Origin of the sequence: Streptomyces coeruleorubidus (assembly GCF_008705135.1) — a bacterium.
GTDB lineage: Bacteria > Actinomycetota > Actinomycetes > Streptomycetales > Streptomycetaceae > Streptomyces > Streptomyces coeruleofuscus.
Map to the genome: position 1 here is coordinate 6,964,192 of NZ_CP023694.1, position 24,833 is coordinate 6,989,024.

Below are 24,833 nucleotides of genomic sequence, written 5' to 3' on the forward strand. Positions count from 1 at the left end.
CTCCCGCCCCTTTCGCGGTGGCGCCCGCCGGCGCCTACGCGGTGTCCCCGCCCGGCAGGATCCGGCGGAAGCCGGTGTACGGGACGAGGGCCTCGGGCAGCACCACCGAGCCGTCCTCGCGCACGCCCTGCTCCAGCAGCGCGGCGACCGTGCGGCCGATCGGCAGCGCCGAGCCGTTCAGCGTGACCGCCGGCGTCCTGCTCCCGTCGGGCCGCTTGACGCGGATGTCCGCGCGACGCGCCTGGAAGGTGCCGCAGTCGGAGACCGAGGAGATCTCCCGGTAGGAGCCGCTGCCCGGCAGCCACACCTCGACGTCGTAGGTCATCCGGGCGGAGAACCCGAGGTCGCCGGCCGGCAGCAGCACCACGCGGTGCGCCAGTTCCAGGCGCTTCAGGCACTCCTCGGCGTGGTTCACCATGAGTTCGAGCTGCGCCGGGGCGTCCTCGGGGGCGCAGACGCGCACCAGCTCCACCTTCTCGAACTGGTGCAGCCGAAGGATGCCGCGGGTGTCCCGGCCGTACGCCCCGGCCTCCGCCCGGAAGCACGGTGTGCAGGCGGTGAAGGCCAGCGGCAGCGAGCGGGAGTCCAGGAGCCGGCCGGCCACCAGGTTGGTCAGCGGGACCTCGGCGGTGGGGATGAGGAACAGCTCCCGCTCACCGACCTGGGTGCGGAACAGGTCGTCCTCGAACTTGGGCAGCTGCCCGGTACCGGTCATGGTGTCGCGGTCGACCAGGAACGGCACCGACTGCTCGGTGTAGCCGTGCTCACGGGTGTGCAGGTCGAGGAGGAAGTCGCGCAGGGCCCGCTCCAGTCGTGCCCCGGCCCCGCGGGCGACGGCGAAGCGGGCACCGGACAGCCGGGCCGCGGCCGGGCCGTCGAGGATGCCGAGGGACTCCCCGATGTCGGCGTGGTGGCGGGCGCCGTCCGCCGGACGCGGAGCGGGACCGCCCCGGCGTATCTCCACGGCCTCCTTCTCCGAGTCGCCGTCCGGGACGGCGTCCAGGGGGATGTTGGGGACGGAGAGCAGCAGCTCGGTCAGGTGTGCTGCGGCCGTGCGGGCGGCGGCCTCGGCCCGCTGCACCTCGGTCCGCAGCGCCCGGGCGGACGCCTTCTCCTCCTCGGTCGGCGGGCCGGAGCGGCGGGCCCTGGCCGTGCGGTTCAGCTCGGTGCGCAGCCGGGTCACCTCCGCCTGCGCGCCGTTGCGCTCGCGCAGGGCGTCGGCCAGCGCGGCCGGGTCGAGGTCGTGGCGGCGGCGGGCCAGCCGCCGTACGGCCTGCGGCCCGTCCTTCAGCAGTTCTTGGGGATCGTGCACGGTGGACTCCTGACGTGGGGTGGGGTGGCCCGCGGACCGGCGGGGCGGGCGCCGTGCGGCCGGGTGCCGCACGGGAACAGCCGCCCGGCGGAGGTGCTCCGCGGGCGGCTGCCGGTACGTGCCCGAGCCGTTCAGGCCGGGGCGATGGCCAGGGCCGTGTTCTGGCCGCCGAAGCCCAGGGAGTTGCTCAGGGCGAGGTCGATGGGCATGTAGGTGGCGGTCTGGGCGAGTTTGATGTCGATCTTGGAGTCGGGCATGACGAGGTTGGCGGTGGGGGGCACGAGTTCGTGCTCGACGCTCAGCACGGTGAAGGCGGCCTCGACCGCCCCGGCCGCGCCGAGCAGGTGTCCGGTGACTCCCTTCGTGGACGTGACCAGCGGGTCCCCGCGCAGCGTCCGGCCGATCATGCGGGCTTCCGCCAGGTCGTTCAGCGGTGTCGACGTGCCGTGGGCGTTGACGTGCTGGACGTCGTCCGGGTCCGCGCCCGCGTCGGCGAGCGCGGCGCGGACGGCGGCCTCGATGCCCGCGCCGTCGGGGTGCGGCGACGTCATGTGGTGGGCGTCGGCGGTGGCGCCGTAGCCGATGATCCGGCCGTGCACATGGGCGCCGCGGGCGCGGGCGTCCGCCACCCGTTCCATGACGAGGATGCCGGCGCCCTCCCCGGCGACGAAGCCGTCCCGGTCGGCGTCGAACGGCCGGGACGCGGAGGCCGGGTCGTCGTGCCGTTTCGACAGCGCCCCCATCTGGGCGAAGCCGGCCATGACCAGTGGGGTGACCATGGCCTCGCTGCCGCCCGCGAGGACGATGTCGCAGCGGCCGAGGGCGAGCAGGTCCCGGGCCGTGCCGATGGCGGTCGCGCCCGAGGCGCAGGCGGTGGCCACCACCAGGTTGGGCCCGGTCGCCCCGAACTCGATGGCCGTCTGCCCGGCCAGCATGTTCGGCAGCTGCATGGGCAGCAGCAGCGGCGAGACCCGGTCGGCGCCCTGCTCGCGCAGCACGTGGTGCTGTTCCTCGACGGTGCCCGGGCCGCCGTCCGCGCAGCCCAGCACCACACCCACCCGCGCCCCGTCCCACGTCTGCGGATCGAGGCCCGCGTCGGCCACCGCCTCGTGCGCGGCGACCAGCGCGAACTGGACGAACCGGTCCAGGCGGTGGGCCCGCCGCGCGCTCAGCAGGCGCTCGGGGTCGAAGCCGGGCACCCGGCAGGAGATACGTACGGGATTATCCGTCAGCAGCGGATCGAGGGCGGCGGCCGGCCTGCCGTCGCAGACCGCCGCCCAGCTCGGCCCGACCCCGATACCACCCGGGGTGACCAGGCCGAGCCCGGTGACGGCGATGTCCATGCCGGCCATCAGACCTTCGCACTCCGCTCCTCCATCAGCCGGACCATGTCGGCCACGGTCTCCGCCTCCAGCAGGTCGTCGTCGCTGACGTCCAGGCCGAGCTCGGACTTCAGCAGCAGCGACAGCTCCACCACGGCCAGCGAGTCCAGCTCGATGTCCTCCCGGGTGGCCTCCGGGGTGATGGCCTCGGGCGACACCTTGAGCTTGTTGGACAGGATTTCCTTGAGCTGCTCCAGCATGTCGGTTCCTTTCGACAGTTCTCTCGAAGGCGCAAGCGCCCGTTCTCCGCTGTGTCGGACAGCGCTTGGGGGAGGGGCCGGCCCGGGCCCCGCTTGTGACGGGACGTCAGATGGTCTGCACCTCGGGCCAGACCAGCGTGGTCGCGCCCCAGGACAGCCCGCCGCCGAACGCGGTCAGCAGCAGCCGGTGCCCGGCGGTGAGCCGTCCGTCCGCCGCGCTCTCGGCCAGCAGCAGCGGCAGTGAGGCGGCGCCGGTGTTGCCGACCCGTGCGATGTTGCTCAGCCGCCGTTCGCCGGGGATGCCGAGCCGCTCCGAGACCGCCTCCAGGATGCGGGCGTTGGCCTGGTGCGCGGCGAACCGGTCGACGTCGCACGGCCGCCAGCCGGCCCGCTCGGCCGCCTCGGTGGAGGTGGCGGTCATCCGCTCCACCGCGTGCCGGTAGGTGTCGCGGCCCACCATCCGGAAGAAACGGTCCTCCGGTGCGGGCTCCCGGCCGGACGACCGCTGCCGCGACCCTCCGGCCGGCACCTCGATCAGATGGCTCAGCCCGCCGTCGCTGCCCAGCACGAGCGGGCCCACCGCGCCCGGCTCCTCGGGGGAGCCGGCCCGCAGCAGCACCGCGCCCGCGCCGTCCGCGAAGATCACCGCTGTGGTGCGGTCCTCGGGGTTGATGATCGTCGTGAACGCGTCCGCGGCGATCAGCAGCACCCGGTCCGTCACCCCGGCGGCGATCAGGCCCGCAGAGCTGGCCAGGCCGTACAGGAAGCCGGAGCAGACGGCGGCCACGTCGAAGGCGGGCACCTCGCCGAGTCCGAGCCGCGCCGCGACCTGCGGCGCGGTGGCCGGGCACGGCTGGTCCGGGGTGGTGGTGGCCAGCACCACCGCGCCCGCCCGCCCGTCTCCCGCCGACTTCAGCGCCCGCAGGCCCGCCTCGACCGCCAGGTCGCTGGTCGCCGTGCCCGGGGCGACCACACGGCGCCGGGCGATCCCGGTGCGCGAGCGGATCCAGTCGTCCGAGGTGTCCAGGCGCCGGGCCAGATCCTCGTTGGTGACCACGTCGGGCGGGACGTACGACCCGATCCCGCAGATCACAGCGGCCCGTCCGGTGCTCACGCGCCCGGCCCCGGACTGCTGAGGATCTCCAGGGGCAGGCCCATGTAGGCCATCCGGGCCTCGGCCATCTCGTCGGTCCACCGCTCGGCCATGTCGTAGCGCTGCTCGGGAGTGGTGTCGAGCATCCGCACGCCGGGCCAGATCTCGTAGTCGCCGATCCGGTCGGCGTGCCGGAGCATGCCCTCCTGGAACAGTTCCTCGCGGTGGATCACGAACTCCCGGTCGGGGATCTCGTCCCACAGCCGCACGCCGGCCCGCAGGATCTCCAGCAGGCGCGGACGGTACTCGGGGTGCGCGGCCACGTGGTCGCGCAGGATGGTGCTGGCCACCGTCAGATGGCGGATCTCGTCGATCGCGGTGCCGCGGGAGATCTCGCCGGTGGCCGGGGACAGGGGAGTCCACTTGCGTTCGCTCAGCTCGGCGGCCGGCGCCAGCACGCCCTCGATGACGATGGCGAACACGGCGACACCGCCGGGGAAGTCGGCCTGGTCCCGGACGATGTCGAGGGTGAAGTCGACCACCGGGTCCAGCACCCGGGCGCGGTAGTCCCGGGCCATCTCGTCGATGCTCTTCAAAAGCGTGTCGGCCGGGATGCCGAGCTCCACCAGGTGGTTGCGGAACACCCGGGCGTGCCGTGCCTCGTCGAGCAGCTGGGTGGCGTAGAACTCCATCTCGGGGATGCCGGGCGCGATCGACACGTAGTGGCCGAGCAGCCGGGTGGCCAGCTCCTCGGACAGCCCGCGCAGACCGAACTCCAGCACCAGCGCCTCGCGCAGCGGGCCCGGCTCCTTCAGGAACTCCGGGACGATCGCGTCGTCGTGGTGGCCGGTCACGCCGCGGTCGCGCAGCGTGCCCTGGGCCACCGAGGTGATCCAGTAGGCGAGGTCGCACTCCTCGGGACCGAGGGTGAGTTCCTTCGCCCCGTCCAGCAGACCGGGCGCCTTGTCCCAGTCGGCCTCGGGGGCCACGAGTACCTTGGACTGCGTCATGACGCGGCGGCCTCCTTCGCCGGATGCAGGGTGCCGGCGTGCAGGCGGCCGGCGTAACTCAGCAGGGGGAGCCCTTCGTCCGCCCTGGCGCGCACGACGTGGCCGAGCAGCAGCTCGCTGTCGCCCGCGGCGTGGGCGGAGTGGAAGCGGCAGGTGTAGTGGGCGAGCGCGCCCGCGATGAGCGGGGCCTGCGCGTACGGGTCCGCCGTCCAGGGCAGGCCCGCGAACTGGGCGCTGCCGTCGGGGCGCCCGCTGTCGGCGAACCGGCGAGCCACCTCCGCCTGGTCACCGCCCAGCACGTTGATCGCGAACCGGCCCTCGGCGGCGGCCCGCCGCGCGAAGGACGACCCGGCCCGCAGCACGACGCCGACGAGGAGCGGCTCGCGCGAGACCAGGGTGACCGTGCTCGCGGTGGTGCCGTGCATCCGGCTTACCGGGCCGGTGGTCAGCACCGACACAGGGGACGCCAGGTGGTAGAGCGCCCGGCGCCGTTCGGCCGGGTCCTGGCGGACGGGCCGGCGTGTGCGCGGGCCGGTCGCGGTCGCGGTGCTCATCGCAGCACCTCCGCTTGCCGGGCCGCGGACTCTCCGGCCGCGGCGGCCCGCGCCGGGGCCTCCTGCGCCGCGACGGCGTCCGCCCGCGGCGCCGGCACCGGCTTGCGGACCGGGACGTGCCCGACCGGCACCGGGTCCGTCACATGCCCGACCGGCTTGGGGTGCGGCAGGCCCAGGTCGTCCAGGAGCCGCAGGTAGCCGGGCTGGCGGACCGGCTCGAAGGGCAGCGCGAAGGACTTCATGAAGTTGCCGAACAGCCCGCGGTCGCCGAAGAGGTGGAAGGGCAGCACCAGCAGCGCCCACTCCGGCTTCACCAGCCAGCACCACAGCGCGGCCACGGCGGCCTGGGTGATGAGGCTGTGCATCACGTTGTACAGGACGTAGTACGCCTTGTGGATCGGCCGCCCGCCACTGCGCCGGAACGCGATCGCGCCCGGGATGTAGCCGATCAGGTCGATGTAGAGGAAGAGGGCGATCGCCGGCAGCCAGCGGATCTCGTCGAAGTGGGCGATCATCAGGCCGGTGGTGACAGCGAAGCCCACCAGGTACTCGGCGCGGTGCAGCGAGTACGTGCGCGGTGTCTCGAACGGGTTTGCCTGGTCCATGGTCAGCAGCTCCCTGATGCGCTAGGCGCCGACCGCGGCGGGCGGGGTGAGTTCGATGCCGCCGCTGATGCGCACGGCGGGGAACAGACCGGTCAGCGCCCACGCCACGGTCTCCTTGATGACCCGCTCGGCGATCGGGTCGAGGATGCCCTCCAGACTCGGGATGCCGAAGTCGAAGTCGGCGTCGAAGCGGACCGCGACGTCGTCGCCGTCCTGCGTCACCGACCAGGTCCCGGAGAAGGAGTCGAAGTCCCCGTCGGACTGCTCGAAGCGGATCTCGCCCTGCTCCGGCAGCACGGTGTCGTCCTCGGTCCAGCGCAGCAGGCCGCTGCGGAAGTGCAGCTCCCAACTGGAGGAGGCGGCGGGGTCGGGGTAGGCGGTGTGCACCGTGGTCGCGTTGACGTGGGGCGCCAGGTCCGGGTACCGCTCCCAGCGCCGTACGGCGTGCAGGACCGTCTCGGCCTGCTCCCCGGGTATCAGGGCATCGAGTTCGACGTGCCTCACGATCAGTTACCGCCTTCCGGCATCTTGGCCGCGCCCCGTACGAGGTCGCGGGTGGCCAGGTCGAAGGAGTTGAGGAGGAAGTCCACGTCGGTGTCGCCGAGCACGGCGGGCGGGGTGAACCGCACCACCGAGCTGCCGTTCATCGAATGGTTGGCGACCACGCCGTGGTTGAACAGTTCGATCAGCAGCTCGCCGGCCAGCCCGGCCTCGACGAGCTCGACGCCGATCAGCAGGCCCCGGCCGCGCACGTCCACCACGAGGTCGGGGATGTTGCGGCGCGCGATCTCGGTGATCGCCGGCAGCAGCCGGGCGCCGAGGTCCAGCGCCCTGGTGACCAGGCGCTCCTCCTTCACGGCCCGGATGGCGCCCTGGACCGCGGCCATCAGCACCGGCTGGCCGGAGAACGTGGCGGTGTGGACGTAGGGGTCCTTGTCGAAGGGACGGAAGGCCTTGCGGGTGGCGACGGCCGCCGAGACCGGCATCACCCCGCCGCCGAGCGCCTTGCCGGCGAGCAGGACGTCCGGGAGGACGCCCTCGATGTCGGCGCCCCACCACTCGCCGAGCCGGCCGAAGCCGGACTGCACCTCGTCGAGGATCAGGAAGCCGTCGTACTCGCGCACCAGCGCCTCGACGCGCTTGAGGTAGCCCTTCGGCGGGATGATCACACCGCCCTCGCCCTGGACCGGTTCGAGGATGACGCAGACCTCGCCCGGGTGGGCGGCGAGTTCGGCCTCCAGGGCGTCGGCGTCACCGAAGGGCAGGTGCAGGAAGTCGGGCACCAGCGGGCGGAACGGCCGCTGGTAGACCTCCTTGGCGGTGGCCGACAGCGCGCCGAGGGTCTTGCCGTGGTAGCCGCCGCGCATGGAGACCGTGCGCCTGAAACCGTTCGCGCGGGCCAGCTTCAGGCCGGTCTCCACCGCCTCCGCCCCCGACAGCGCGAAGTGCACCCGGTCCAGACCGGGCGGCAGCACCGAGACCAGTGCCTCGGCCGCGCGGGCCACGGTGGGCTCCAGCAGGATGCGGGTCGCGGTGGGGTGGGTGCGCAGCTGGCGCTCCACCTCCTCCATCACGATCGGGTGGCGGGCTCCCATCACGAACACGCCGTAGCCGCCGGCGTTGAGGAAGCGCTCACCGTCGCTGGTGGTGAGCCAGGCGCCCTCGGACGCCACCTCCATGTGGCTGCCGAACAGCTCGGCGAGCGTGGCCCGGCCCTTGCTCAGATGCGCGCGGTACAGGCCAAGGACCTCTGCCTCGGCGTCGGCGGACGAAGCCGCCGGGGATTCCTGGATGACGGTCACGTGTGGCTCACTCCAAGGGGTCGTGGGGTCGTGCGGACAGGACCGGGACCGTGCCGCGGCCGGGATCCTGTCCGGCCGCGGCAGTGGTGCCGTGACCGGGTTCTCACCGGCCGGCAAACCGTCCCGGCCGCGGCCCTAGGGCCTGTTGTTTGGATCAGGTCGGCCGAGAGTGACTGCGCCTCTCGGCCGACGCGACGCCGGCATGATCCAAACGACAGGCCCTAGGCGAGGACGAGCTCGCCGCCGTCGAACCAGCGCAGCAGCGGCTCGGCGGCGGCGGCGCGCGACGGCGGGTGGAAGGCGAGGGCCCGCAGCGCCGCCGCGGCCTGTGCCGGACCGGAGCCGCTGATGAAGTCCAGGCCGCCCAGCAGCTCCAGGGCGCGGGAGGCGATGTCGGGCAGGGCGTTCTGCACGGCGTACCGGGCCACCAGTACGCGGGCCACCGACTCCTCGTCACCGGGCTCCGGGCCGGTCGCCCGCGCGACGCCCTCCAGCAGCGCGACCGCGGCCTCCATGTCCACGGCGAGGGAGGCCCGCTCCGCCACACTGCCGCGCTCGCGCTCCAGCACCTGCTCCACCAGCGCCAGCGCACCGCCCGCGTACCCGGCGGAGATCAGCATCTCGAACCAGACGAACCCGGCCGACTGGAGGTCGTCGAGGCGGTGCGGGTCGTCGGCGCCGGCCCGCACGACCATGCCGGCCGGCACGAACACGTCCTCCAGCCGCACCTCGTCGCTCTCCGCGCCCGCCAGCAGGTCGTTGCCCCAGTACGGGTGCACGGTCAGGCCGGGCGCGTCGGCCGGCACCAGGGCGAGCGCCAGCTCCGGCTCGCCGTCGTCGCCGTGGATGGCGACGCTCGCCGTGAGCAGGCTCATCGAACGGGACAGGCTGCACGGCTTCTTGGCGCCGGTGAGCAGGAACCCGTCGCGCACCGGGCGGGCGGTCACGGCCGGCTTGAGGATGTTCTGCGCCGTCCGGCCCTCGGCCCAGCCGGACGCCATCACCTGCTGGTCGGGCACGATCCGGCGCAGCAGGGCCGTCTGCTCGTCGGTCAGCCGGCCCTCCTTCACGGCCAGCGAGTACAGCATCGCGACGGTGAAGTGGTGCATCGACACGGCCGCCACCAGCGACGGGGACACGGCGCCCAGGGCCAGCTGGACCCGCAGCGCGTCCAGGGCGTCGGCGCCGTGGCCGCCGTACTCCTCGGGGATCAGCAGACCGACCCCGCCGTGGATGCGGAACAGGTCGATCACCGGGCTGCCGGGCCGCTCGCGGTCGGTGTACGGGATCTGGTCCAGCTCCTTGAGCAGACCGGGGTGGAAGCGCTCGCAGACGGAGCGGGCGAGGTCGAGGGAACGCAACGGAAGCCTCCAGCGGAAACGGCGGGGTTCAGGGGCGGATGGCGGTCAGGCGCCGAACACCGCGTCGTACGGGCTGACGCCGCGGGCGATGCTGACGCCCTGCACGTGGGAGGTCTTGAGCATCGGGTAGTTGGCCTCGCCGAAGGCGCCGCCGGTGCGGCCGGTGCCGCCGTGGCTGGGCAGGTAGGGCAGGAAGCCGATGTGGGAGTCGTTGACCTTCAGCAGGCCGCCGTTGACGACCCGCCGCACGAAGGTCTCGATGACGTGGTCGGAACGCGACCACAGGGAGTTGCGCAGCCCGTAGTCGTTGCTGTTGACGAAGCGCAGGAACGCCTCCAGGAGCGCGTCGTCGTCCTCCCGCTCGGGGACCACGATCGGCACCAGCGGGAAGAACGTCTCCTCGCGCACCACGTCGTAGGTGCGCGCCCGGTCCAGGCCGTCCACGCGCACCACCGTCGGCTGGAGGAAGACCCCCGTCTCCGAGGGCGTGCCGTCCAGTTCGGTGCGGTGGCCGCCGGTGACCAGCTCGGCGCCGTTGTCCAGCGCCTGCCGCAGCAGCCGGAAGAACCGCTCGCTGCGCCGCACGGGCGACAGCAGCACGTCCTCCTCCTCGGGCAGGCCCGGCCGGATGCCCTTGACCTGCTCCTTCACCTCGGCGATCAGGCTGTCCGCGACGTCCGGGTGCACCAGCACGTAGTTGGGCACCATGCAGATCTGGCCGGAGCCGTAGAAGGCCTCGGTGATGGCCTCGGCCGCCCACTTGACGTCGGCGTCCTTCCACACCACGATGCCGTCGTTGCCCGCCAGTTCGAGGATCGGCTTCTTGCCGTGCGCCACGCACTGCTGCTCGAAGCGCAGGCCCTCCTGGCTGCCGCCGATGTAGAAGATGTCGTTGATCAGCGGGTCCGCGATCCAGCGGTCCATGGTCTGCTTGGGGTTGCTGCACACCGCGTTGAGCACCCCGGCCGGCGCGTCCATCTCCTCCAGCAGCGGCGCCACCACGTCCCGCAGCAGCCACATGGTGCTCAGCGCGATGCTGCGCGGTGCCCGCACCACCACCGCGTTGCCGGCCATCAGCGCCAGCACGCACAGGGCGGCGCTCGGCAGGGGTGCGTTCTGCGGCGGGTTGAAGGCCACCACACCGTCGGGCTGGCGGTGCAGCACCAGCGTGCGGCCGGCGTACTCCTTCTCCACCCGCATCTGCTTGGTGTACCAGCGCAGGGAGCCCGGGGAGTAGATCTGCAGCAGGCAGCTCAGCTCCCAGCGGGCCAGCTTGACCGGGTGGGATTCGGCGACCAGCATGCGCAGGAACTCGTCCTGGTGCTTGATGAGTTCCTCGCGGAACCGGGTGCCCAGGCGCATCCGCCGCTCCAGCGGCACGGCCGCCCAGTCGGGTGCGGCGGCGGCCGCGGCCTGCGTGGCCAGGTCGATGGACGCGTCGTCCGCGACCGCGCAGCGCCCGACGACGTACGGGTGCCTGGCCGCCTCCGACTCCGGGTCCTGCTCCAGTGCGCGCTTCAGGCTCACGCTGGTGAACACGTCTTCCAGCAGGGACCGGCCGCTGACGGTGTACACCCACCCGTCACCCGCGACGTCCTTGCCCGCGATGTAGAGGTCGTAGCTCTTGATATCGGAAGGTGCCTCGGCACTCTCCTCCTGCGCGGCTTCGCGAAGCATCTTCAGCCTTTCACCTGTGGCGAGCGGATTTTTCGAAGCAGTGCGAGCGTGGCAGTGGAATCTGACCCGGCGCTGACAGGGGGCTGATTCAGCCAAGCCGGCCCAGCCGTCCGTCAGTGGGGCGTCAGCCTGCGTTGCTTGCATGACCGCATGCCACCCGTCGACAGCACTGTTCAGCGCCTGCGTGATCTGCCGCGCGCCGAACTCGCCGAAGAAATCGAGTCGATCGTCCTGAAGAAATTCAGGGCGGTTCTCCTCATGGACGAATCCGAGGACCTCCCGCTCGACATCAGCTATTTCGATCTCGGACTCACCTCACTGCGGCTGACCGAGATACGGCAGAGCCTGGAGCGGCTCCTTGATCTCTCCATCAACGTCAGCGTGCTCTTCAACGAGCCGACGGTCGCCCATCTGGTGGACCACTTGACCCAGGCCGTCCAGGACAGTTCCTCTCAGGAAAGCTAAGGAGCCCCTCCATGCCGCGTGCGGAATCCCAGCAGCCGCCCGAGCCGGTCGCGATCGTCGGAATCGGTCTGCGATTCCCCGGCGGCAGCACCTCGCCCGACGAGTTCGACGCCTTCCTGCGGGAGGGGCGCAGCGGGATCGGCCCGATCCCGCAGGACCGGTGGGACGTGGCCGCGTTCACCCCCGAGACCCCCGAGGACAAGGGGAAGATCCACACCACCGCGGGGGGCTTCCTCGACCGCGTGGACCTCTTCGACGCCGCCTTCTTCAACATCTCCCCGAAGGAGGCCCGGTACATGGACCCCCAGCAGCGCCTGCTGCTGGAGACCGCCTGGCAGGCCCTGGAGCACGCCAACATCGACCCGGCACCGCTGCGCCGCGGCAACGGCGGCGTCTACGTCGGCGCCAGCTCCATCGACTACGCGCTGGAGCTGGAGTCCCTGCCGTACGAGGAGATGGACGGCCACCTGGCCTCCGGCATCACGATGTTCCCGCTGTCGGGCCGGCTGTCGTACTTCCTGGGGTGGCGCGGACCCAGCATGAGCGTCGACACCGCCTGCTCGTCCTCCCTCGTCGCCCTGCACCTGGCGGTGCAGGCCCTGCGCTCCGGCGAGACCGACATCGCGCTGTGCGGCGGCGTCAACGCCCTGCACCACCCGCGCATCCCGGTGATGTTCTCCAACGCGCAGATGCTCGCCCCGGACGGGCAGTGCAAGACCTTCGACGAGTCGGCCGACGGCTACGCGCGCGCCGAGGGCTGCGGCGTCCTGGTCCTCAAGCTGCTCTCCGACGCCGAGCGTGACGGCGACCGGGTGCTCGCCCTGGTGCGCGGCACCGCCGTCGGCCAGGACGGCGACAGCGCCGGACTGACCGTGCCCAACGGCCCCGCGCAGGAGAAGGTGATCCGCGCCGCGCTGGCCACCGCCCGCCTCGCCCCCGAGGACATCCAGTACGTGGAGGCGCACGGCACCGGCACCCCGCTCGGCGACCCGATCGAGTTCGGCGCCATCGGGGACGTGTTCGCCGAGTCGCACACCGCCGACAACCCCGTGCTCACCGCGTCGGTGAAGACCAACCTGGGCCACATGGAGCCGGCCTCCGGCATCGTCGGCGTCATCAAGACGGTGCTGCAGCTGCGCTCCGGCACCATCTACCCGCACCTGAACCTCACCACCCCGTCCGGGCGCATCCCCTGGGACCTCTACCCGCTGCGCGTGCCGACCGCCTGCGAGCCATGGCGGGCCGAGGTGCGCCGCGCGGTCGTGAACAGCTTCGGCTTCGCCGGCACCATCGGCGCGGTGGTCCTGGAGCAGGCACCGGAGGCGAGCCCCGCGCCGCAGTCCTCCGGCACGCCGGCCGCCCCGCTGTTCACCCTCTCCGCCAAGAGCTCCGCCGCCCTGCGCGAGCAGGCCGCGAACCACCGGCGGCTGCTCGACGAGCGGCCCGACCTCCCTCTCGACGCCCTCTGCCACACCGCCAACGTCGCCCGCACCCACCACCCCTACCGCGTCGCCGCCCCGGTCGCCGACCGCGCCGCCCTGGCCCGGCTCCTGGACCGGGCGGCCGGCCAGGACCACGAGGGCCCCAGCGGCATCCGCAAGACGGCCTTCATGTTCACCGGCCAGGGCTCCCAGTACGCCGGCATGGGCGCCGCCCTCTACGAGGCCCTCCCGGAGTTCCGCTCCCACGTCGACGCGTGCGACCGGCTGTTCGCGGAGCACCTGGACCGCTCCGTGCGCGACCTGCTGCTCGGCACCGCCGAAGACCCCGGGGCGATCGACCGCACCGAGTACACCCAGCCCGCCCTGTTCACCCTCGAGTACGCCCTCGCCCGGCAGTGGATGGCCTGGGGCGTGCGCCCCAACGTGCTGGTCGGGCACAGCATCGGCGAGGTCGTCGCCGCCGCGGTCGCCGGCCTGTTCAGCCTCCCCGACGCCGTGCGGCTGGTCGCAGCGCGGGCCCGGCTGATGCAGGCGGTGCGCGCCGAGGGCGGCATGGCCGCGGTCGCCGCACCCGCCGAGGACGTCGAGCCGCTCCTGGAGAGCCGCCCCGACCTCGCCCTGGCCGCGGTCAACGCCCCCGACCAGTGCGTCGTCTCCGGCGCCCTCCCCGCCCTGGACGAGGTCTGCGCCATCCTCAAGGAGCGCGGCGTGCGCATCGACCGGCTCGCGGTCTCGCACGCCTTCCACTCCCCGCAGATGGCCGAGGTCTACGACGACTTCCGCGCCGCACTCGACGGCATCGAGTTCCACGAGCCGGCCATCAGCCTGATCTCCAACGTGACCGGACGGCTCGCCCGGTTCCGCGACATCGCCACCCCCGACTACTGGGTGCGGCACATCGGCGAACCCGTGCGTTTCCTGGACGGCATCCGCGCGGTGGCCCGGCGCGGCCGGCACGCCATGATCGAGATCGGCCCGCAGGCCGCGCTGACCGCGCTCGCCCGGCGCGGCGTCGTCGCCGAGGACCACCTGTGGCTGGCCAGCCTGCGCCGCCGGGACCGGACGGCCACCACCACCCTGACCGCACTCGCCGAGTACTACGCCGCCGGACTCACCGTCTCCTGGCCCGGCTACCACGCCGGGCACGCCGTGCCGGCCAAGGCGGACCTGCCCACCTACGCCTTCCAGCGCAAGCGCTACTGGCTGCCGGCCGCCGGACCCCGCCGCGCCGCCGCGGGCGGCACCGCCCGCCACCCGCTGCTCGGCACCGAGGAGCGCTTCGCCTCGGGGGTACGGGAGTTCACCGCGGAGTTCGCCGCCGAGGACCTCGGCCCGCTCGCCGACCTCGCCGACGGCGGACACACCACCCTGCCCGCCGGCGCCTACGTCGACCTGCTGTTCGCGGTCCAGGACGCGGTCCGGGGCCACGCCCGGTCCGCCGTGCGCGACCTCCGGCTGCTCGCGCCGCTCGACGTTCCCGCCGAGACCAGGACCGCCCTGACCACCCGCTGGCGGCCGCTGCCGGGCGGGGGCGCCGAGGTGGCGGTGTTCACGGTCGTCGGCGGGGAGGAGGACGTGCACGCCACCGCGGTGATCGCCGCCGACCCCGAACCGGTGGTCCCCGTCTCCGAACTGGCCGAACTGGACGCGGGCCTCGCCCCCGCCGGAACGCAGATCGACGACGAGGACATCTACACCGACCTCGCCTCCGTCGGCCGCCCGCACGGCCCCCGGATGCGGCTGCTGCTGCGCGCCGCCCGGCACGCCGATGGCCTGGTCATCGGGGAGCTGACCGGCCGGAACGCCTCCGCCGTCGAACACGTGCCGGCGGAGCTCGTGGAGGCCGCCGTCCAGGCGTGCGTCGTCCTCGACCCCGAGGGCCCGGTGTTCGTGCCCCGCGGCGTCGCCTCGGTCCGCCACTTCCGCAAGCCCCGCGGCGAGGAGCTGCGCGTCCTCGCCCGGGTGCACGGCGACCAGGACCGCCGCACCGCCGACGTGCTGCTCCTGGAGAACGGCGACCCGGTCGCCGAACTGCTCGGCGTCCGGCTGGCCCGCCCCGAGGGCAGCACCGGCCGCCGCCGGTTCCTGCACCGCCCCGAGTGGGTCCGCCGCGCCCTGCCCGCACCGCAGACCACCCCCGCCCGGCACGTCGTGCTGCTCGACCCGTCGCCCTCCCGCGCCGCCGACCTCGCCGGACGGCCCGGCCTGAAGGTCACCCGGGGCGCCGGTCTCACCGAACTCAAGGCGGCCCTGGAGGACCCCACCGTCACCGACGTCTGCCGCGTATGGCGGCAGCTCCCGCAGGCCATGTCCGCCGACCGGCTGCGCGCCGAGTGCGAGGAGAACTACCGCGAACTGCTTGCCCTGATCACCGCGCTGGACGCCGCGGACACCCCCCGGCCGCCCCGCCTGTGGCTGGTGACCGAGGGAGCCCAGTGGCTGCCCGGCGACCCGGCCGGCGACGGCGGACACCTGGCCGCCGCCACGCTCTGGGGCTTCGGCCGGGTGCTGCTCACCGAGTACCCCCAGTACCGGGCCACCCTGGTCGACGTCGCCCCCGGCAGCGGCCTGGCCCCGCTGCTGGAGGAGTGGCACGCCGAACCGCCCGGCGAGTACCAGGTCGCCTACCGTCCGGGCCGCCGCTACGTCCGCCGGCTCCTCTCCGGCGACGCCCCGCTCACCTGGTCCGGCGGCTTCGAACTGCGCGCCCCCGACTCGGGCGACCTGTCCGACCTCGCGTTGGTCGCCGCCACGGACGTGCCCCCGGGGGCCGACGAGGTCCAGATCCGCGTCCGGTCGGTCGGCCTGACCGCCGACGACGCCCGCACCGCCCTGGACACCGGCCGCGCGGAGCGCGAGGAACTGCTCGGCGCGGAGGAGGAGCCCCCGCCGCTGCTCGGCACCGCGGCCACCGGCACGGTCCTCGCCGCGGCCGAGGGCACCGGGTTCGCGCCGGGCGACGACGTCCTCGTACGCCACGACGGCACGTTCCGCTCCACGCTCACCGTCCCCGCTCCGGCCGTGGTGCACGCCCCGCCCGCCGAAGAGGACGACGGCGCCCGGCACTTCCGCCTCGACGAGACCGGCGAGGCGCTGCGGACGGCCCTGTCGGACCCGTCGGGACAGTCCTGGGTGACCCTCCCGGACGCCTCCGAGGCGGAGTCCGCCGCCCCCGCCGAGGAGGTCTCGGCCGCCCTGCGCCCGGACCGCACCTACCTCGTCACCGGCGGTCTGGGCGGCCTCGGCCTGGTCACCGCCCGCAAGCTGATCGCCCTCGGCGCCCGCCACCTGACGCTGGTCAGCCGCAGCGGACGGCCCACCGAGGAGGCCGCCCCCGTCCTCGCCGACCTCGCCGAGCACGCCGAACTCGACCTGGTCCGGGCCGACATCGGCCGTGCCGAGGACGTGCGGCGGCTGGTGCGGCACCTCGCGGCCGGCCCGCACCCGGTGGGCGGGATCGTGCACGCCGCAGGCGCCTACGACAAGAAGCTCGTCGCCGAGCTGACCTGGGAGGCCATCGACGCCCAGCTGGAGGCCAAGGCGTACGGCGGCTGGCTGCTGCACGAGGCCGCCCAGTCCTCCTTCCCGGAACTGGACTTCTTCGTCACCTACTCCTCGATCGCCTCGGTACTCGGCGGCGCCACCCAGGGCCACTACGCCGCGGCCAGCGCCGCCCTCGACGCCCTCGCCGAGTGGCGCGGCCGGCGGGGCGTGCCCGGCCTGTCGGTGAACTGGGGCGCCTGGGCACGGGTCGGCATGTCGGCCCGCCTGGAGGAGCACCTCAGCCAGGAGATCGAACGCAGCGGCGTGCGCTTCTTCTCCCCGACCCGCGCCCTGGACACCCTGGCCAGGCTCTGGGGACGTCCCCGCACCCAGCGGGTGGTCGGCGAGTTCGACTGGGACCGCTACGTCGCGGGCAGCGTCACCGGCGACCTGTTCTACGACCGGCTCGCCCGCAACGCCTCCGACGACGACACAGGCCTCGACCTCACCGCGCTCGCCGCCCTCCCGCCGGCCGAGCGGACCGCCGCCGTGACCGGGGTCGTCCGCGAGAAGGTCGCCGCCGTCCTGCACCTGGAGGAGGGCGACGAACTGAACCCGAACACCGAGTTCGTCTCCCTGGGCCTGGACTCGCTGATGGCCCAGCAGGTCAAGGCCGCCCTGGAGCAGGCGTTCCGGCTGCCCCTGCCGGCCTCGCTCACCCACGACCACCCGACCGTGCGGCAGCTGGCCCAGTTCCTCTGCGGGCAGCTCGAGCCGGTGCCGGCCGCCTGACGCACCTAAGGACGGATCATGACTGACACACCCAGCGGCATACCGAGGGAGCGCTGGACGCTCACCCACTCCTCACGGGCCCACGCCGGCAGCCGGCCGGACCACCCGGCCATCATCTGCGAGGGCCGCGTCACCACCTACGACAAGCTGCACCGCGACAGCAGCCGTGCCGCGCACGCCCTGCGCGCCGGCGGCGCGCGGCGCGGCGACCGGGTCGCCTACCTGGGGCGCGAGTCGGAGAACTACTACGTGGTGATGCTCGCCTGCGCCAAGGCGGGCGCGGTCCTGGTGCCGGTCAACTGGCGGCTCACCCCGACCGAGGTGGACCACATCCTGCGCGACTCCGGCGCCGCCCTGATCTTCGTCGACGACGAGTTCTGGGACACCGTCGCCGCGGTGCGCCACCAACTGCCCGGTCTGCGGCGGGTGATCCGCGTCGACGGCACCGACGCCGACGGCGAACCCGCCCGCGGCGCGGGCCTGCCCGCCTGGGCCGCCGACCAGCCCGACTCCGAGCCGGTGCCGGGCACCGGCCCCGACGACGCCGTGGTGCAGATCTACACCAGCGGCACCACCGGACTGCCCAAGGGCGCCGTCCTCGCCCACCGCAGCTTCTTCACCCTGCCGCACGCGATGCGCGAGCACGGCGTCGCCTGGATCGACTGGCTGCCCGACGACGTCAGCCTCATCTCGCTGCCGGGCTTCGGCGTCGCGGGCATCGGCTGGTTCCTGCACACCTTCAACGCCGGCGGCACCAACGTGATCATGCCGCAGTTCGACCCGCAGGAAGCGGTCCGGCTGATCCGCACCCACAAGGTCACCACCACCTTCGCGGCCCCCGCCATGCTCCAGATGATGGCCGTCGAACGCGGCGCGGGACCAGAGGCGTTCACCTCCCTGCGCAAGATCGCCTACGGCGCGGCGCCCATGTCCGAGACCCTGCTCAAGCAGTGCCTGGAGACCTACGGCTGCGAGTTCGCGCAGATCTACGCCAGTACCGAGACCGGCAGTGTGGCGGTGTGCCTGCCGCCCGAAGCGCACCACCCGGGCAGCCCGGTGCTGGACTCGGTCGGCAGGCCGTGCCCCGGCAACGAGGTCAAGGTGATCGGCCCCGACGGCGACCCCCTCCCGCCCGGGGAGATCGGCCAGATCTGCGTGCGCGCCCCGTCCCGGATGCTCGGCTACTGGAACCTGCCCGAGGCCACCGCGCGCACCCTGGTGGGGGAGTGGCTGCACATGGGGGACGCCGGCTACCTCGACGAGGACGGCTACCTCCACCTGTGCGACCGCATCAACGACACGATCATCGTCGCCGGGCAGAACATCTACCCGGCCGAGGTCGAGAAGGCGCTCGCCGCGCACCCGGCCGTGGCCGACGCCGCCGTCGTCGGCCTGCCCGACGAGCACTGGGGCGAGAGCGTGCACGCGGTCGTCGTCCTGCGCCCCGGCGCCGAGGCGCACCCGCGCGAACTGCTGCTCTCCCTGCGCGGCCGGCTCGCCGACTACAAGATCCCCACCGCCTACCACTTCACCGACTCCCTGCCCCGCAACCCCTCCGGCAAGATCCTGCGCCGCGCGGTGCGGGAGCGGCTGACGGCACCGGCCCGGGACCAGCTGGCCGGCACGGTCGTATGACACCGCGTCAGCCACCACGGACAGAAAGGCGTCGCCCATGAACGGGCCCCTGCACGTCGGCATCCTGCTGCCCACCCGGGAACAGGCCATCAACGGCACCTACGCGGCGGCCCCGCTGCTGGGCTTCGCCCGGCAGGCCGAGGCCCTGGGATTCGACTCCCTCTGGGCGGGCGACTCGCTCACCGCCCGCCCCCGCCTGGACCCGCTCGTCGTCCTGGCCGCCGCTGCCGCCGCCACCGAGCGGATCACCGTCGGCACCGCCGCCCTGACCCCGGCCCTGCGCCACCCGTTGATCGGTGCCAACATGGTCGCGAGCCTCAGCCACGTGGCCGCGGACCGGCTGGTCCTCGGGCTCGGCTCCGGCTTCCCCATGCCCGAGACGGAGGAGGAGTTCGCCTCGGTCGGCGCCAGCTTCCACGGCCGCGTCGGACGCCTCGACGAGATCACCGCCCTGTGGCGCACGGCCTGGCGCGCCGGACAGGAGGGCGAACCGGCCGACTTCCAGGGCAGGCACTGGCAGGCCGACCACCTCGACCGGCTGCCCTCCCCGGCCACCGCCGGCGGCCCGCCGCTGTGGCTGGCGGGCAGCGACACCCCCAAGGTGCTCGCCCGCGCCGCCACCCGCTACGACGGCTGGCTGCCGTTCCTGCCCGACTCAGACGCCTACGGCCGGGCCCGCCGCCGGATCGCCGAGCTCGCCGAGGAGGCCGGCCGCCCCGCCGGCGCCGTCACCCCCGCCCTCTACGCGACGATCACGGTGAACCGAGACGAGCGGGCGGCCGAGGCCGAACTGGAGCACTACATCAGCCACTACTACGGCCGCTCCCTCGACCAGATGCGCACCATCCAGGCCTACGCCTGGGGCAGCGCCGAGAAGTGCGCCGAATGGCTCGGCGGCTACGTCCGGGCCGGCGCCCGCCACCTGGTCCTGAGGATCGGATCGCTCGACCCGGAACCGCAGTTGAAGGAGATCGCCGAGGTGCTGCTGCCCGCGGTACGCGCCCTCGGCCCGTCCACCACCGTGGGGAGTACACAGTCGTGACCAGTACCACCAGCGCAACGGACACCGGCGCCACCGTCACCGCCGGCAGCCAGATGTCCCGTGCGGGCCAGTGGTTCCACCCGGTGGAGCCCTCGCCCGACGCCTCGATCCGGTTGTTCCTGCTCCCGCACGCGGGCAGCGGCGCCATCATCTACCGGGACTGGGAGAGCCTGCTGCCGCCCGACATCGCCCCGCAGGCGGTGACCCTGCCAGGCCGTCACAACCGCCGGGAGGAGCCGACGTACGAGGAGTTCTGGCCGCTGCTCGAAGCCCTGCACGAGGCCGTGCTCGACGACCTGGACGACCGGCCCTTCGCGTTCTTCGGGCACTGCCTCGGCGCCCAGCTCGCGTTCCGGCTGGCCATCCGCATGGAGGAGGAGGGCGGCCCGGCGCCCGTCATGGTCGGCATGTCCGGCTGGTCGCCCGTGGGCTTCTTCCAGCCCACCGAGGAGCAGAGCCGGATGCCCGAGTCCGAGCTCGTCGAGTGGATCAAGAAGCTGGGCTCCTTCCCGGCCGAGATCTACGACAACCCCGAGATGCTCGCCCTCGTGGTCCCCGCGCTCCGCGCCGACCTCAGGGTCGCCGCCCAGTACGTCGACGACGGCGCCGGGGTCGCCTGCCCGCTCGCCTCCTACGGCGGGCGCTCCGACCCCCTGCAGGAGGAGCCGGACGCCATGACCCACTGGGCGGGACGCACCCCCAGCTACCTCGGCCACAACGAGTACTCCGGCGGCCACTTCTACATCGACACGCACGCCCAGGCCGTCACCGCCCACTTCGCGCACCGCCTGCAGCGGATCGCCGCCCACCACGCGCGCTAGCGCCGCGGCAGGCATCGTTCGCCCCGTCGCGACGCCCGGCACGCCCTCTCGGCGCACCGGCCGCAAGCCTAAGTACGTCCAGTACGAGGGCTTCCGGCCGGCACGCCGAGAGCACGCACCGGACGCCGCTCCTTCACGGGCGAACGTCGCCTGCCGCGGCACCAGCGCCCCGACCGGAGAGTCGACCGGCCGGCCTTCCCGGCCACAGCACCAGCGCGGCACCGGGAAGGCGCCCCGCCACGGCGCCTTCCCGATCTGCACCACACCCCCAGCACCGGCCCCACACGAGTTCCCCGGGGGTTCCACAGCGCGGTCGGCCCTCGTGTCAGCGCCGTGTCAGCGGACTGCGCGACAGTGGCGCACGACCGTCCGCGGCGTTGGACGGGACACCACCCATGTCCCCACCGCCCCGGCGGCGTCAGCGCGTCCGAGTCCGACCACAGAGGAAAGCCGGTGCCCGTAGTCCACCTGCCTGCCCCCTCACCCCTGGAGGCCGACGTGTCGCTCGCGGACCACACCGATGTCCTGGACTGGCCCTTCGCCCGCACCGAGGACGGAGACCCGCCGCCCATCCTGGCGGAACTGCGCAACGCGCCCCCCTGCGTGGTGCGCCTCCCGGCGGGAGCCGCCGAGTCCCGCCTGGCCTGGCTGGTGACCCGGTACGCCGACGTACGGCAGGCGCTGGGCGATCCCCGCCTCAGCGCCGACGAACGGCTGCCCGGCGCCCCGGTGCGCATCCAGGTCCCGCCCGGCGGGAACCCGAGTTCCTTCCTGCGCCTGGACGACCCCGAGCACGCCCGGCTCCGCCGCATGATCCAGACCGAGTTCACCGCGCGCCGGGTGAAGCGGCTGCGCGAACCGGTCCAGCGGCTGGTGGACGAGCTGCTGGACGAACTGGAGGCACTGCCCCGGCCGGCCGACCTGCACGCGGTGTTCTCCCGCGCGCTGCCGACCCTCGTCATCGCGCGGCTGCTGGGCGTTCCGGAGGAGGACTCCGCGTTCTTCATCGAGAAGACCCGCGTCACCATCTCCCAGGAGGACCCGGCGGTCTCCCTGGCCGCCTTCGAGGAGATGTCCGAGTACCTGGCCAAACTGGCGTTGCGCAAGCTGGAGAGCCCTGGTGACGACCTGATCAGCCGCCTCGCCGTCAACCACCACGCGAAGGGCGACATCACCCTGGACGAGCTGGTCGGCATCGCCCGGCTGGTCCTGGTGGCCGGACACGAGACCACCACCAACCAGATCGCCCTGAACATCCTGGCGCTGCTGCGCGACGACGACCTGCGGGCGCGGGTGACCGCCGACGACGGCGCGCTCATACCGAACTTCATCGAGGAGTCGATGCGCTACTGGTCGATCTCCCAGGACGCGATGGTCCGGCTGGCGGTGGAGGACCTCGAACTCGGCGGTGTGGCCGTCTCCAAGGGCGACGCCGTCGTCATCTCCGTGCCCGCCGGCAACCACGACGAGTCGGTCTTCGCCTGCCCGCACCGGATCGACCCGCACCGCGACACCAGCGGCCACCTGCAGTGGGGCTTCGGCCCGCACTACTGCCAGGGGGCCCCGCTGGCGCGGCTGGAGATGGAGCTGTCGCTGCGCTCCCTGCTGCGGCGCTTCCCGAACCTGCGGCTGGCGGCCGACCCGCGCACGGTCTTCCGCCGCGGCACCGTCTTCCACGGGGTGACACACCTTCCCGTGACCTGGTGACCGGCCACGGTACCGGCACCACCGGCCAACCACCCGAAATGATCGAGAAACGGAGTCGTCATGACTTCTGAGACAAGCACGGAAGTCGTCGTCGAGGGGCGTGCGCCGACGCCCCCCGGCGGCGCACCGGCCGCCGCCCCCTCGGCCGGTGCCCTCCTGGTGGTGCTCGTGGGCACGTTCATCACGGTGCTGGACTTCTTCATCGCCAACGTGGCCGTCCCCGCCATCAAGGCCGACCTGGGCGCCAGCGCCGCCCAGGCCCAGATGTTCGTCGTGGGCTACGGCGTCGCCTTCACCGCGGGACTGATCACCGGCGGCAGGCTCGGCGACCTCTTCGGCCGCCGGCGGATGTTCACGCTCGGCATGGTGCTGTTCATGCTGGCCTCGGCCGCGTGCAGCCTGGCACCCACGGCGACCGTCCTGGTCGTCGCCCGCATCGCCCAGGGCGCCGCCGCCGCGCTGATGGTGCCGCAGGTGCTCGGCATCATCGGCACGGTGTACACCGGCGCCGCCCGCGACCGCGCCTTCAACGCCTACGGCCTGGTCATCGGAATCGCCGGCGTCTTCGGCCAGTTCATCGGCGGTGCCCTGATCACCGTCGACATCGCGGGACTGAGCTGGCGGACCATCTTCCTGATCAACGTCCCGCTGTGCCTGGTCTCCCTGGCCTTCGTCGGCCGCACGATCCCCGAGTCGCGCGGTGAGGGCGGCACCCGGCTGGACCTCGTGGGCGCCCTGCTGGTCACGGCGTCCCTGGGCATCATCGTCTTCGCGCTGCTGGAGGGCCAGGAGAGCGGCTGGCCGCTGTGGGTGTGGGAGGCGCTGGCCGGTGCGGCCGTCCTGCTGGCGGTGACCGTCTGGCACCTGCGTCGGCGGGCGGCGGCCGACCGGGGCCCGCTGATCGAACCCGCCCTGTTCAAGGGCCGGGTGTTCTCGGTGGGGCTGGCCGCGACGGTGGTCTACTTCCTCGCGATGGGCTCCTTCTTCTTCGTGCTGGCCCTCTACCTGCAGCTGGGCCGGGGCCTGTCGCCCTTGGAGTCCGGGTCCGTCTTCCTGGCCCTGGGCGCGGGCTACTTCGGCGCCTCGGTGGTGTCGTCGCGCAAGGCCGCCTCGGTCACCGCCCGCAGGGTGGCCGTCGGCCCGCTGACCCTCGCGATCGGCTACGCGGCGGTCGCCCTGACCGCCGACCGCCTGGACACGACGGGACACGTGCTGTGGCTGCTGCCCGCCCTCCTCGTCGCCGGGCTCGGCATGGGCCTGACGACCGGCCCGCTGACCAACCTGGTGCTGGGCGCGGCCGTGCCCGAGCACGCGGCCTCCGCCTCCGGACTGCTGAACACCGCCCAGGAGGGCGGCGCGGCCGTCGGCGTGGCGATCGCCGGTGCGGTCTTCTTCCCCACCCTGGCCGACGCCGGCGGCTCGGCGGGCGCCTACCCGCACGCGTTCGCCGTCACGCTCGTCCCGCTCATCGCCCTGGGACTCCTGGCCTCCGCCCTGGTCCTGGCGGCGCCGGGCCGCACCGCACGGCACTGAGGGTCCCCACCACCAAGGAAGGCAGGCGTCATGCCGTACGTCACCACCCGGGACGGGACCCGGCTCCACTGCACCGACTGGGGCGAAGGACGTCCCGTGGTGCTGCTCAGCGCCGCCATGGCGGACTCGCGGATGTGGGAGTTCCAGGCACCGTTCCTGGCCGGTCAGGGGCTGCGCTGCGTCACCTACGACCGGCGCGGCACCGGGCGCTCGGACGTCCCCTGGAGCGGCTACGACTACGACACCCTCGCCTCGGACCTCGCCGACCTGCTCGACCACCTCGACCTGCGGGACGTCCTGCTGGTCGGCTACGCGGCGGGCGGCGGTGAGGCCGTGCGCTACCTGTCCCGGTACGGCGCCGGGCGGGTGGGGAAGCTGGCGCTGGTCGCCTCGACCACGCCGTTCCTGCTGCGCGCCCCGGACAACCCGGACGGCCTGGAGATGGCGCTGTTCCAGGAGATCGAGAAGGCCATCCGGACCGACCGGGCCGCCTGGCTGAGATCACTGACCTGGCCGTTCTTCGCCGGCCCCGAGGCGGATCCGGCGAGCACGCCGCTCTCGCCCCGACTGGCCGAGTGGCTGACGGACCTGGCCATGGACACCTCGCCGCGGGCCGCCACGGAGATCTACCGCACGTTGTTCACCACCGACCAGCGAGCGGAGACGGCGGCCGTCCGGGTGCCCACCCTGGTCGTCCACGGCACCGCCGACCTCGGGGCGCCGTATCCGCTGTGCGGTCCCCGCACCGCGGAGCTCGTTCCCGGCAGCACCCTGCTGACCTACGAGGGCGCGGCCCACGGCCTGTTCGCCACCCACGCCGACCGTCTGAACGCGGACCTGCTGGCTTTCGCCAAGCAGTGACCGCGAGGGCGGGGCCTCCCGCGTTGCCGCCGCCCGGCCCCGGCCGGGCGGCGGCC

19 protein-coding genes are annotated in these 24,833 nt (G+C 73.3%); 8 read left to right on the forward strand and 11 right to left on the reverse strand.

All coding sequences use genetic code 11. From position 1 onward, the window contains the following. Positions 1 to 34 precede the first annotated feature (34 nt). The 11 genes from serS to CP976_RS32295 all read right to left on the reverse strand — a co-directional run bounded on the left by serS (position 35) and on the right by CP976_RS32295 (position 10,996). The gene (gene serS, locus CP976_RS32245; RefSeq protein WP_150483458.1) at positions 35 to 1,312 is read right to left on the reverse strand and encodes a serine--tRNA ligase; all 1,278 of its coding nucleotides are present in this window, start codon (positions 1,310 to 1,312) and stop codon (positions 35 to 37) included. A 131-nt stretch (positions 1,313 to 1,443) separates the two neighbouring features. Further along, a complete protein-coding gene (locus tag CP976_RS32250; RefSeq protein WP_150483459.1) occupies positions 1,444 to 2,664 on the reverse strand; it encodes a beta-ketoacyl-[acyl-carrier-protein] synthase family protein in 1,221 nt (406 codons plus the stop codon). Further along, entirely contained in the window at positions 2,664 to 2,894 is a 231-nt protein-coding gene (locus CP976_RS32255) for an acyl carrier protein (RefSeq protein WP_018888444.1), read from the reverse strand. Before CP976_RS32255 ends, CP976_RS32250 begins: the two co-directional genes overlap by 1 nt. A gap of 106 nt (positions 2,895 to 3,000) precedes the next feature. Further along, a complete protein-coding gene (locus CP976_RS32260) occupies positions 3,001 to 4,008 on the reverse strand; it encodes a beta-ketoacyl-ACP synthase III (protein ID WP_150483460.1) in 1,008 nt (335 codons plus the stop codon). Further along, on the reverse strand, positions 4,005 to 4,997 hold the full coding sequence (locus CP976_RS32265; protein ID WP_150483461.1) for a ferritin family protein: 993 nt from the start codon (positions 4,995 to 4,997) through the stop codon (positions 4,005 to 4,007). The genes CP976_RS32260 and CP976_RS32265 overlap by 4 nt, the downstream gene beginning before the upstream one ends. Continuing rightward, positions 4,994 to 5,551, reverse strand: coding sequence for a flavin reductase family protein (locus CP976_RS32270; RefSeq protein ID WP_150483462.1), 558 nt, complete (start codon positions 5,549 to 5,551; stop codon positions 4,994 to 4,996). The genes CP976_RS32265 and CP976_RS32270 overlap by 4 nt, the downstream gene beginning before the upstream one ends. Further along, positions 5,548 to 6,156, reverse strand: a complete 609-nt coding sequence (locus CP976_RS32275) for a hypothetical protein (RefSeq protein ID WP_150483463.1) — start codon at positions 6,154 to 6,156, stop codon at positions 5,548 to 5,550. Before CP976_RS32275 ends, CP976_RS32270 begins: the two co-directional genes overlap by 4 nt. 21 nt (positions 6,157 to 6,177) lie before the next feature. Continuing rightward, positions 6,178 to 6,660 (reverse strand): type II toxin-antitoxin system RatA family toxin, encoded by a 483-nt coding sequence (locus CP976_RS32280; protein ID WP_150483464.1) that lies wholly within the window; start codon positions 6,658 to 6,660, stop codon positions 6,178 to 6,180. Between the two features lie 2 nt (positions 6,661 to 6,662). Further along, positions 6,663 to 7,958, reverse strand: a complete 1,296-nt coding sequence (locus CP976_RS32285; RefSeq protein WP_150483465.1) for an aspartate aminotransferase family protein — start codon at positions 7,956 to 7,958, stop codon at positions 6,663 to 6,665. A 221-nt stretch (positions 7,959 to 8,179) separates the two neighbouring features. Continuing rightward, positions 8,180 to 9,319, reverse strand: a complete 1,140-nt coding sequence (locus tag CP976_RS32290; protein ID WP_150483466.1) for an acyl-CoA dehydrogenase family protein — start codon at positions 9,317 to 9,319, stop codon at positions 8,180 to 8,182. Between the two features lie 45 nt (positions 9,320 to 9,364). Beyond that, positions 9,365 to 10,996: an aldehyde dehydrogenase family protein gene (locus tag CP976_RS32295; RefSeq protein WP_150483467.1), complete on the reverse strand. Its 1,632-nt coding sequence runs from the start codon at positions 10,994 to 10,996 to the stop codon at positions 9,365 to 9,367. A 150-nt stretch (positions 10,997 to 11,146) separates the two neighbouring features. Between CP976_RS32295 and CP976_RS32300 the strand changes: the two genes are divergently transcribed. From CP976_RS32300 to CP976_RS32335, 8 genes are all read left to right on the forward strand, one after another. Further along, entirely contained in the window at positions 11,147 to 11,461 is a 315-nt protein-coding gene (locus CP976_RS32300) for an acyl carrier protein (protein ID WP_030854101.1), read from the forward strand. 11 nt (positions 11,462 to 11,472) lie between these two features. Then, positions 11,473 to 17,178: a type I polyketide synthase gene (locus tag CP976_RS32305; RefSeq protein ID WP_150483468.1), complete on the forward strand. Its 5,706-nt coding sequence runs from the start codon at positions 11,473 to 11,475 to the stop codon at positions 17,176 to 17,178. A gap of 18 nt (positions 17,179 to 17,196) precedes the next feature. After that, positions 17,197 to 18,813: a fatty acid--CoA ligase gene (locus CP976_RS32310; RefSeq protein ID WP_150483469.1), complete on the forward strand. Its 1,617-nt coding sequence runs from the start codon at positions 17,197 to 17,199 to the stop codon at positions 18,811 to 18,813. Between the two features lie 37 nt (positions 18,814 to 18,850). Then, on the forward strand, positions 18,851 to 19,855 hold the full coding sequence (locus CP976_RS32315) for an LLM class flavin-dependent oxidoreductase (protein ID WP_150483470.1): 1,005 nt from the start codon (positions 18,851 to 18,853) through the stop codon (positions 19,853 to 19,855). 53 nt (positions 19,856 to 19,908) lie between these two features. After that, positions 19,909 to 20,676 carry a thioesterase II family protein gene (locus CP976_RS32320; RefSeq protein WP_150485589.1) on the forward strand — a complete coding sequence of 256 codons (768 nt, stop codon included), beginning with the start codon at positions 19,909 to 19,911 and terminating at the stop codon, positions 20,674 to 20,676. A 453-nt stretch (positions 20,677 to 21,129) separates the two neighbouring features. Further along, the gene (locus tag CP976_RS32325; protein WP_150483471.1) at positions 21,130 to 22,383 is read left to right on the forward strand and encodes a cytochrome P450; all 1,254 of its coding nucleotides are present in this window, start codon (positions 21,130 to 21,132) and stop codon (positions 22,381 to 22,383) included. A 60-nt stretch (positions 22,384 to 22,443) separates the two neighbouring features. Further along, the gene (locus CP976_RS32330) at positions 22,444 to 23,916 is read left to right on the forward strand and encodes an MFS transporter (protein WP_150483472.1); all 1,473 of its coding nucleotides are present in this window, start codon (positions 22,444 to 22,446) and stop codon (positions 23,914 to 23,916) included. Positions 23,917 to 23,946: 30 nt separating this feature from the next. After that, the gene (locus tag CP976_RS32335) at positions 23,947 to 24,777 is read left to right on the forward strand and encodes an alpha/beta fold hydrolase (RefSeq protein ID WP_150483473.1); all 831 of its coding nucleotides are present in this window, start codon (positions 23,947 to 23,949) and stop codon (positions 24,775 to 24,777) included. The last annotated feature ends 56 nt before the right edge of the window (positions 24,778 to 24,833 follow it).

What these genes read in the sequence shown, in the direction of transcription:
- CP976_RS32255 (WP_018888444.1), bottom strand. Translation starts at nt 2,894, where the DNA reads ATGCTGGAGCAGCTCAAGGAAATCCTGTCCAACAAGCTCAAGGTGTCG.
- CP976_RS32310 (WP_150483469.1), top strand. Translation starts at nt 17,197, where the DNA reads ATGACTGACACACCCAGCGGCATACCGAGGGAGCGCTGGACGCTCACC.
- CP976_RS32315 (WP_150483470.1), top strand. Translation starts at nt 18,851, where the DNA reads ATGAACGGGCCCCTGCACGTCGGCATCCTGCTGCCCACCCGGGAACAG.
- CP976_RS32330 (WP_150483472.1), top strand. Translation starts at nt 22,444, where the DNA reads ATGACTTCTGAGACAAGCACGGAAGTCGTCGTCGAGGGGCGTGCGCCG.
- CP976_RS32305 (WP_150483468.1), top strand. Translation starts at nt 11,473, where the DNA reads ATGCCGCGTGCGGAATCCCAGCAGCCGCCCGAGCCGGTCGCGATCGTC.
- CP976_RS32320 (WP_150485589.1), top strand. Translation starts at nt 19,909, where the DNA reads ATGTCCCGTGCGGGCCAGTGGTTCCACCCGGTGGAGCCCTCGCCCGAC.
- CP976_RS32300 (WP_030854101.1), top strand. Translation starts at nt 11,147, where the DNA reads ATGCCACCCGTCGACAGCACTGTTCAGCGCCTGCGTGATCTGCCGCGC.
- CP976_RS32275 (WP_150483463.1), bottom strand. Translation starts at nt 6,156, where the DNA reads ATGGACCAGGCAAACCCGTTCGAGACACCGCGCACGTACTCGCTGCAC.
- CP976_RS32295 (WP_150483467.1), bottom strand. Translation starts at nt 10,996, where the DNA reads ATGCTTCGCGAAGCCGCGCAGGAGGAGAGTGCCGAGGCACCTTCCGAT.
- CP976_RS32250 (WP_150483459.1), bottom strand. Translation starts at nt 2,664, where the DNA reads ATGGCCGGCATGGACATCGCCGTCACCGGGCTCGGCCTGGTCACCCCG.
- CP976_RS32270 (WP_150483462.1), bottom strand. Translation starts at nt 5,551, where the DNA reads ATGAGCACCGCGACCGCGACCGGCCCGCGCACACGCCGGCCCGTCCGC.
- CP976_RS32265 (WP_150483461.1), bottom strand. Translation starts at nt 4,997, where the DNA reads ATGACGCAGTCCAAGGTACTCGTGGCCCCCGAGGCCGACTGGGACAAG.
- CP976_RS32335 (WP_150483473.1), top strand. Translation starts at nt 23,947, where the DNA reads ATGCCGTACGTCACCACCCGGGACGGGACCCGGCTCCACTGCACCGAC.